Annotated in this window: 1 protein-coding gene; it reads right to left on the bottom strand. The window is 52.3% G+C overall.

The window, feature by feature from the left end:
• The coding region (locus GX117_00890; protein ID NLO31900.1) for a hypothetical protein at positions 1 to 2774 on the bottom strand (2774 nt) is incomplete at both ends.

Genomic DNA, 2774 nt, shown 5'->3' with positions numbered 1-2774 from the left:
TTCAGAATCAACGAAATCTGACGCGTCCGAAGACAAACTCGCATCAATTGTTCGTCGTTGTGATTCGTCTAGTCCATACAATTCATAAACAGTTTGATTTAATGTGTACAGTTTCTCTGAAGCAATTCCACTGAGAACATCTTTAACAATAAAAGCTATTTTTGATCGCATTTCATTATTAATGATCGTAGGTATCGGCAAGGCCTTAATCTTGGATATGTGCACTTGCGGAAACACCTTGCCTGTCTCTTGTGAAAGCGTCTGATAATAAAACCTAAGTACATTACTGTTGAGAATTCCCAGCAACACATAAGAGTCATATCCCGCCTTGTTCGCACAGTGCTTTGGGAAATGAGAATGAACGGTATTGAGGGGGAAGTACCTTTCGCTATCAATTGTCGCGATTAAAGTCTTTGCTGTTTGACGCGAAACGATTTTAATCTCCCTGTCGTAATGCTCACGCTCTCTGAGCTGCGCACTCCATCTTGTGCCTTTAACGAAGAATTCCTCCAAATATGCAACTTCGGAGGTATATCTTAAAAAGGTGCCATCCCATGAGATTGCTGAAAATTCTTCAAAGTTGCGCCCGTTTATCGTTGGGCGATGAATATACGGGTTATATTTTTCCGGCTTCGAAAGCGGATGAAGCGGTGAAGATTCATGTGCGTTTGGTACAAAGTAACCGTCCTTGACTCTACCAAGCAAGAAAGGCCTAAAATCCTTTCTCCCAGGGTTTATACCATCTTTTATCTCAAAATAATCATCCAGCTTGCTTCGGTTATTTTGGATAACATCCATCAATCCTATTTCAACCCCTGAAGATGAAATACGAAAAACAAATCTTGAATCAGCCAGTACCTGTCCGGAAATCAGCTCAGTTGCTATCGCATTCGTTGCAAGATCAACAACCTTGATCGGTCGTGATGCTATTGACCATTGCCTACCTAGCCCAATAAGCGAACAGGTTTCTACACTCGCAGATCTAAAAGATGATGCGGGAAGATCAAAAATGTGACTGAGGCATGTAATGCTCATTAGGTATTGGCGAGTGCGCCAATACCGTTCATTTCTAAGGAATGGCTTTGGTACGACAATCCCAAAACAGGATATCATCTTTAATAGCGTTATATTTCTTTCGATGAAAAGCGTTCCTAAATTCAATTTTGTATGCTTGGACGGTGATTCATCAGAAGTGCCAGATGCGATTTTGTAATGTGTGAGAAAATACGCTTTTGTGCTTTCAGTAATAACTTCACCTTCTGCGAATGGTGGATTTGAAATGGTGGCATCAAAACCTCCTACTGAATGACAAAAGACTTCTGGGAATTCTAAAGCCCAATGGAACAGTTTTCTAACGGGTTTCTCTTCAGGCAGGTCGACTGCCAAGGCCTTTCTCACTTGGCGTGCGATCTGGTCACCCATCTCCTCGTTGCCGTTGAGGAAATCCCCCGCCATGGTCGAAAGCGTGTCCAAAGCGGTATCGAGTGCCCGGGAATTGCCGCCACACCGGAGCGCTTCGCCAATCATGGCGTCGGCGATCAGTTCGACGGATTCGAGTTTCCGCCGCGCTTCGCGGTCCAGTCGGGCCATGGCTTCGACATCCTTTATGTCCCGGATGGTCGTGGCGCGAAGCCTTTTGCGCAGTTCGATGGCCTCGTTGACCGCCGCCTCAATGTTCTGGCCGAAGATGCGGAGCTGGTACTGCCGTCCGGATTCCGTATCCATCCGCAACCGGGTGAGCTGCTCCAGCCGGTGGATGCCCAGCAGACTGTCGCCGGAGCGAAGGTTGTGATCGAGAAAACCGAACGGTCTGCCTTTGGCGAGAGTCACCAGCCAGATGGAGAGCTTGGCCAGCTCCACCGCCAGCGGGTTGATGTCCACGCCGTACAGGCAGCGCTCGGCCACCAGGCGACGGGCGATGGTCAGCCGTTCGTCGAGCTGGGATGGCAAGGGTTCCTCCGCACCGAGCTGGTCGAGCGCCTCGCCGTCGACGGTGATGGCCTTTCCGGCTGCCTCTTCGTGCAACCAAGCCTCCACCAATTTCTCGCCGAGATAGCGACAAGCCTGAACGAGGAAGGCCCCCGAACCCATGGCCGGGTCGCAGACCTTGAGGTCGAGAATCTCCCGCGACGACTTGAGCGTCCATTCCTCGCGGAGTTTGCCTTCGGTCGGGCCGACGTACACCACCGGTTCAAGCGTGGTGGTGACGATGCTTTCGGTGAGGGATTTCGGGGTGTAATGGGTGCCGGTCTCACGCCGGTCAGCCCCGAGGGTGACCATGAACGAGTTGTCCCGATAGACGATCGGATCGTCCCAGGCGTCGGTGCGGATCAGGTTCGTGAAGGGGCGGATGCGTTCGACCAGTTCCTTGTCTCCACCGCAGACACCCAACACCCGGCCGTAGAACGTGTCGTCGGCGGGCTTGGATAGACCGTTCCCGATGGCCGGTTCGCTCCGCCCGGTGACGTCCAGAACCAGTTTGACGAGCACCGCTTCGCCGTCCAGCCGTGCCGATTCCAGCTCGGCGAGCGCCACGTTCGGATTCTTCGCTTTCTGTGACCCCTGCAGGCCCAGGGTCACGCGGGGAACGCGAGCCACGGTGTGTTCGAGCAGGCCTTCGTAGACATGCCCGATCTGTTCGACATCCAGCGCCCGGTAGGACAGCAGCAGCGCACCACCGGACTGTTCCAGGATCTGCAACGAGTTCAGGAGCAGGAGCACGGTGCGGTTGTCGATGGGCAGGGGCGCGGCCGATGTATCTCGCCAAGTGGTTC

Source organism: Candidatus Hydrogenedentota bacterium (genome assembly GCA_012523015.1).
Classification (GTDB): Bacteria; Hydrogenedentota; Hydrogenedentia; order Hydrogenedentales; family CAITNO01; genus JAAYBJ01.
This window is presented reverse-complemented; position numbering and strand designations above follow the sequence as displayed.